We start from the raw sequence: 4,833 nt of genomic DNA, 5'->3' as shown, positions 1-4,833 counted from the left end.
TCACGCTGATTGAGACGCTGGCCCCGCTGGGCCAGGCCCGGACCAGAAAGCCCCCCCCCAAGGGCGGCTTTGAGCATTGGGTCTGGCCGTAGGGCGGCGGTCGCCAGCGGCACAACAACGCAGCGCCGCCACCGCGTCGGGTAGCGCCAGCGCGCTGATGCGCTGGCCGGTCAGTCCTTGCGTTCGGCGGCGCGGTTGGCCGCCTCGATGCGCTGGGCGCTAGCCGGGTGCGTGGAAAGGTAGCTGACCGCGCCCAGGTCCTGTTCGCCGTGGTGCCTGGACAGTCGCGACATCGCGGTGGCGAAATCAGCGGGCGACCGGCCGCGCTTGCGCAGCAGGTCGAACGCGAACTCGTCGGCCTCGCGCTCGTGCTTGCGCGAAAAACCGCTCTCGAGCAGCAGCACCGGGATCGACACCGACAGCGAACCGGTGCCCGAAAGGTCGCCGAACAGAAAGCCCGCCACCACCACCACCGCCGAACTCTGCAGCGCCTGCCGCATGCCGTGGCGCTGTTCGTGGTGGCCGGCCTCGTGGGCCAGCACCGCCACCAGCTCGCGGTCGCTTTCCACCAGGCCCACCAGTTCGTCGGTCACCACCACCAGGCCGTCGGGCAGCGCGAACGCGTTGGGGCCCAGCTTCGGCGCGCTGCGGAACTCCAGCCTGAAATCGGCCTCGCGCGGCAGGCCGGCCACCAGCGCGGTGAACTGCTGCTGCAGCTCGGCGCGGCGCGCTTCCGGCAGCTTCGAAGGCTGGGTATGCACGCGATCAATCAGCGCCATCGCCTGGCGCGTGATGGTGCGCTCCATCGCCGACGGAATCACGGGCGCCAGTTCGTTCGCCATCCACGGCAGCGCCACCTGGAAGAAGAACACCACGCCCAGCACCGTCGCCACGCCCGCACCGATGGCGGCGCTGCGCCGCTGTTCCAGCCAGTGGGCGGCGGCTTCGATGCGGCTCGACGTGGGAACCCACTGGTCGAGCAGCGGCGAGTCGGCCAGTTCAAGGTGGCCCTCGCCCGGCAGGGTCAACGTTCGCGGCATCGAGCCCAGGCGCGGGCTCAGCGTGACCTCGGCCGATGCGAACTCCAGCGCCATGCCTTCGGACTCGACGCGAAGCACGTTCGCCGCCGGCTGGGTGAGCCGCGTCGCGCGGCCGCGGGTGGCGCGGGCGGGGTGAGCCGCGGCGCGCGACCGCGGCTGCCGCGGCCGTCGTACCAGGTGGCCGGCAGGTCGCTCAAATGCTGACGTCCATGTCCATGTCCAGCGCGTCCAGCAGCTCCGAGCCGGCGGCGCCTTCCTCGCGCTCGCGTTCGGCGACGAACTCATCCAGGTCGCCCGCCACCAGCAGCACGAAGTGCTGCGCCCGGTACTTCGCCAGGCGAATCATCGCCCACGGCACCAGCAGGCCCAGGCTGAAGACGATGGCCACGCCGTTGCTGAAATAAATCCAGATCACGTCGCGCGCCCGCAGCGTGGATTCAAAGCGGTGGCCGCCCAGGCTGGCGAAATTCCACATCAGGTTGGTGTAGCGCGTGCGCAGGAACACCGGCAGCGCCAGCAGCGCCAGGTACACCGCGAACACCGGGACCAGGATGGCCGCCATCGCGCCGGCGCCAGGATCCTTTGAATTGCCGCCGTCCATCGCCGCCGCCAGCATGGCGCCGCCCACGGCCATGAACATCATCAGCAGGTAAAGGCCGATGCCCAGCCCGACGGCGATCAGGAACGGAACGTAATACTGGCCCAGGTCGCCGGCGAACTTGAAGCGCTTGCCGCCGAACCGATGCCCCGTAACCAGGTACTCATGCTGGCCCAGGCGCACCCATGGCGACAGCAGGTACAGCGTGATCAGGCCAAGGATGGGCTTGAACATGAAGTTGACGTAGGCCTCGAACACACCCTCCACGAACCGGAACCGCAGCCCGCGCCAGGCCGAATAGCGCGCGCGGAACCGCAGCGTGCGCTGCACCAGCCAGGGCAGCAGCACCAGCACCGCCAGGATCAGCGGGATGTACACCCCCCACAGTTGGAAATGCGCGCACAGGCCCAGCGCGATCACCACCACGTAGGCCACCAGGCGGCCCTTGAGGATGGCGATGGGATTGGCCAGGTATTCGAACGGCGCGCCCGCCAGCCGCGTGTTGCCATAGAAATAGCGCTCGGTGCGCACCTTGGCCCAGGCCGAATAGATGCCCAGCGTCAGAACCGACAGCACCAGGTTGACGAACCAGATGCCAAAGAACTCCCCGGCGCGGCCGGTGAACTCCACGCCATGGCGCTGGGGCGGCGCAGCGATCGGCGGCGGCGGCAGCGGCGGCGGCATGGGCGGCAACGCAGGCGGCCCCGCGACCGGCGCATTTGAGTCTTCGTACGACATTGTTTCCCCTCAACGTCCCGGCCTGCGGCCGGGAAGCAGGAATCTAACCGGTGCGGGGTGCCGGCTGCCAGCGCGAATGTCGTTTCAGCGGTAGATCCAGTACTTGGCCGCAGCGAAACTGATCGCAGCCAACCCGGCATCCACCAGCGGCTTGCCCAGCCACGCACCGTGCAGCCCCTGCAGGGCATCCAGCTGGTGCACGGCCAGCGTGCTCAGCGCGGTCATGGCCAGCCAGAACACTACAAAGCGCAGCAGCGGGCCCCGGCCCAGCGGCGGCGGCGCGTCTTTCGCGGCAAAGGTGAAGCGGCCGTTCAACCACACGCCCATCGACGCCCCCAGCACGCGTCCGGCAAGGTTGGCCGGAACCACGGCCGCGCCCATCGAGGTCAACGCGACGAAGCACAGCCAGTCGGCCAGCAGCTGCAGGCCACCGACCAGGCCGTAGCCCAGGAGCTGACGACGCAGCACGCTCAGTTCAGGCGGCGCGGCGGAACGCGCATCCGGTCTTGGCGCGCAGTTCGTCTTCGTCCACGCCAGGGGCCGCTTCCACCAGCACCAGGCCATCGGCGGTGACGTCCATCACGGCCAGCTCGGTGATGATGCGGTTCACCACGCCCACGCCGGTCAGGGGCAGCGTGCACTTGGGCAGGATTTTCGGCTCACCGGTCTTGGTGGTGTGCTCCATCAGCACCACCACGCGCTTCACGCCGGCCACCAGGTCCATTGCGCCGCCCATGCCCTTCACCATCTTGCCCGGCACCATCCAGTTGGCCAGGTCGCCGCCTTCGGTCACTTCCATGGCGCCCAGGATGGCCAGGTCGATGTGGCCGCCGCGGATCATCGCGAACGAATCGTGGCTGCCGAAATAGCTGGCGCCCGCGCGGGCGGTCACGGTCTGCTTGCCGGCGTTGATCAGGTCGGCGTCCACTTCGTCCTCGGTCGGGAACGGGCCGATGCCCAGCAGGCCGTTCTCGGACTGCAGCCACACGTCCATGCCTTCGGGGATGTGGTTGGCCACCAGGGTCGGCAGGCCGATGCCCAGGTTCACGTAGGCGCCGTCGGTGAGCTCGAGCGCGGCGCGCTGCGCCATTTCATCTCGCGACCAGGCCATCAGTTGCCTCCTGCGCGCACGGTGCGCTGTTCGATGCGTTTTTCGGGGGTGGCGTTGAGCACGATGCGGTCGACGTAGATGCCCGGCAGATGGACGTGGTCGGGGTCGATGCTGCCGATCTCGACGATTTCCTCCACTTCGGCCACGCAGGTCTTGCCGGCCATCGCGACCGCCGGATTGAAGTTGCGCGCGGTCTTGCGGAACACCAGGTTGCCGGCCGTGTCGGCCTTCCACGCCTTCACCAGGGATACGTCGGCACGCAGCGCGGTTTCCATCACGTAGTGCTGGCCATCGAACTCCCGGGTTTCCTTGCCGTCGGCCACGATGGTGCCGTAGCCGGTGCGGGTGAAGAAGGCCGGGATGCCGGCGCCACCGGCCCGCAGCCGCTCCGCGAGCGTACCCTGGGGGTTAAACTCAAGCTCCAGCTCGCCGGCCAGGTACTGGCGCTCGAATTCCTTGTTCTCGCCCACGTAGGACGAAATCATCTTGCGAATCTGGCGCGTGCTCAGCAGCTGGCCCAGGCCAAAGCCATCCACGCCGGCATTGTTGGAAATCACGGTCAGCCCCGTCACGCCCGAGTCGCGCAGTGCGGCGATCAGGGCTTCGGGAATACCGCACAGCCCGAAGCCGCCGACGGCGATCGTCTGGCCATCGGCGAGGACATCACGCAGCGCCTCGGCGGCGCCGGGGAATACTTTGGCCCGAGCCCGGGATCGGGTCGCGGCGGGGACGGTCAGGGACATTGACGCTCTCGTTGGCCTGGCGGAATCGGGATTGTAACTGCCGGGACCTTGCCGGGGAGCCGTACCTTAGGCCAATGCTATCCTAGCCTCCCCTTTCAAAAGCGCCAGGAAGCCGCCCGGCATGTCCGCAGACCTGATCCCCATCAACTCGCTTCCCCGCCATGTAGCGCCCTTCCAGGAGCGCCTGTGCGCGGTTGCCGCGGAGGTGATCGGAAGCGGCTATTACGTGCTGGGCCCCGGCGTCAGCCAGTTCGAAGCCTCGTTCGCCGCCTACTGCGGCGTGGCGCATGCCATCGGGGTCGCCAACGGCACGGATGCGCTGGAACTGGCGCTGCGTGCGCTGGGCATCGGTGCCGGCGACCGCGTGGTGGTTTGCGCCAATGCGGCCATGTATGGCACCAGCGCGGTGCTGGCCTGCGGCGCCGAGCCGGTGTTCGTCGACATCCAGCCCGGCGTGGCGACGATGGATCCCGCCAGCCTGCAGCAGGCCCTTGCCAACGGCGCGCCCGTGGCGGCGGTCATCATCACCCACCTGTACGGTCGCCTGGCCGCGATGGCCGAACTGCTGCCGCTGTGGCCCGGCCCCCGGCGGGCGGGGGGGGG

General features: G+C 68.7%; 6 protein-coding genes. 1 reads left to right on the top strand and 5 read right to left on the bottom strand.

Annotated features, from left to right (window positions below):
* Window positions 1-170: 170 nt before the first annotated feature.
* The 5 genes from K0M70_RS10675 to K0M70_RS10655 all read right to left on the bottom strand — a co-directional run bounded on the left by K0M70_RS10675 (window position 171) and on the right by K0M70_RS10655 (window position 4,230).
* Complete coding sequence (locus K0M70_RS10675; protein ID WP_290781848.1) at window positions 171-1,118, bottom strand: M48 family metallopeptidase; 948 nt, start codon at window positions 1,116-1,118, stop codon at window positions 171-173.
* A 115-nt stretch (window positions 1,119-1,233) separates the two neighbouring features.
* Window positions 1,234-2,322, bottom strand: a complete 1,089-nt coding sequence (locus K0M70_RS10670) for a YjgN family protein (RefSeq protein ID WP_290781847.1) — start codon at window positions 2,320-2,322, stop codon at window positions 1,234-1,236.
* Between the two features lie 138 nt (window positions 2,323-2,460).
* Complete coding sequence (locus K0M70_RS10665) at window positions 2,461-2,844, bottom strand: GtrA family protein (RefSeq protein ID WP_290781846.1); 384 nt, start codon at window positions 2,842-2,844, stop codon at window positions 2,461-2,463.
* A 7-nt stretch (window positions 2,845-2,851) separates the two neighbouring features.
* On the bottom strand, window positions 2,852-3,487 hold the full coding sequence (locus tag K0M70_RS10660) for a CoA transferase subunit B (RefSeq protein WP_290781845.1): 636 nt from the start codon (window positions 3,485-3,487) through the stop codon (window positions 2,852-2,854).
* Entirely contained in the window at window positions 3,487-4,230 is a 744-nt protein-coding gene (locus K0M70_RS10655; protein WP_290781844.1) for a CoA transferase subunit A, read from the bottom strand. The genes K0M70_RS10660 and K0M70_RS10655 overlap by 1 nt, the downstream gene beginning before the upstream one ends.
* 121 nt (window positions 4,231-4,351) lie before the next feature.
* Between K0M70_RS10655 and K0M70_RS10650 the strand changes: the two genes are divergently transcribed.
* Window positions 4,352-4,833, top strand: a 482-nt coding sequence (locus K0M70_RS10650) for a DegT/DnrJ/EryC1/StrS family aminotransferase (protein WP_290781843.1), incomplete at its 3' end; no start/stop codon positions are given.

Origin of the sequence: Arenimonas sp., from assembly GCF_019459675.1 — a bacterium.
Taxonomy (GTDB): domain Bacteria; phylum Pseudomonadota; class Gammaproteobacteria; order Xanthomonadales; family Xanthomonadaceae; genus Arenimonas.
This window is presented reverse-complemented; position numbering and strand designations above follow the sequence as displayed.